The sequence below is a fragment of the Paenibacillus sp. 01T422 genome (assembly GCF_056398785.1).
On record NZ_JBFTQB010001257.1, the window covers coordinates 1 to 1,377 of the forward strand.

At 47.8% G+C, this 1,377-nt stretch carries 1 protein-coding gene; it reads right to left on the reverse strand.

The features are described 5' to 3' along the window. Window positions 1–75 precede the first annotated feature (75 nt). On the reverse strand, window positions 76–1,305 hold the full coding sequence (locus AC1DUA_RS37770) for an NAD(P)/FAD-dependent oxidoreductase (RefSeq protein WP_477504590.1): 1,230 nt from the start codon (window positions 1,303–1,305) through the stop codon (window positions 76–78). Window positions 1,306–1,377: the final 72 nt, after the last annotated feature.

Sequence of the window (1,377 nt, forward strand, 5' to 3'; positions counted from 1 at the left end):
GGTATAATCCTTTCAGTATCTCTGATTTACTAGCTTATTGTCTGATTCATTGGATTTTAGGGTATTTCAGCAAAATTAATTTCTCACATGACGCTTTCTTGTGGCTTGTTTTTGCTTAAAAATCATCTTTTTACAGATGAGGGGGATACCGCCAATGAGAAATAAATAGCGGGCATCGATCATTTTTTTGAGGAATGCGGCTAGTTTGCCTTTCACTTTTTTGACCTTCAGGATGCCAATAGCTTCTCCGCGACCAAGCGAGGCGACCGTGCCTTTGTAATCATAGGCAAAAGGTCTTAAGGGCTTCCCTCTCAGCGTGTGGAGCAAATTTGTTGCCGTATTATAGCCCTGCTGGACCGCTATTTGGGCATTGGCGGGGTATGGTGTGCCTTCCGGGCTCATGACAATCGAGCAATCTCCCGTAATAAAAACATCCGGATACTGCAAGGAACGCAAGTAATCATCCACTTTGACCCTGCCGCGTTGGACGTGAAAGCCCGCATCCTGCAGCAAGGAATTCCCGCGCACACCACCCGACCAAATGACAGTCCCCGCAGGAATGAATTGGCCGTCTCCCAGTAGGACACCTCCGGGCTCGCATGCCTTAATTGCGGTAGATAATTTATATTGAACCCCTTTGCGGCGCATCAYTTCCATGCCGTATTCCACGAGGTCATTCGGCAATCCTGGCGGCAGAGCAGTAGGTGATGCTTCGATATTAATGATCTGGACAAGTGATGGGTCGACGTCAAACATTTGGCATAGATCGGGAATTCGATCCGCCAATTCTCCTACAAACTCGGTGCCCGTGAAACCAGCTCCTCCAACGACAATGGTCAAGTACTCCTGATGCTTGGAATCCAATTTATATTTAGCGAACATGTACTGCGTATGTTGGCGTATGAAGCGAACACTGTTAATGCTGTTAATCGTCATGGCATACTCACGCAGTCCCGGTATCCCAAAGGTTTCCGTCTCACTTCCAAGCCCCACGACCAGGTAGTCGTAAGTGAGAACTTCGTCCACCAGAACAACCTTCTTTTCCTCGGGCAAAATCTGCTGAACCGTCGCTTTGATGAAATGAATTCTTCGCTCATCGATCAGTTCTTTAATGGCTACACGCGCATTTTCGTGATGATCAGTGCCGGCTGCCGGCATGTGCAGATGCGTCGTCATGTAGTGATAGTCGTGTTTGTTCACCAGTGTGACCGCCACYTCATCTGCCTTGATCAGCTTCTGCAGCCTTATTGCGGTTACAAGCCCACCGTACCCAGCGCCCAGAATAACCACCTTCGGTTTACTCATCCGAATCCTCTCCTCCGATTAAATCATCTTTTTTCTCTATGAAAAAGATCGACCAAACCATCCAAAGGTTAT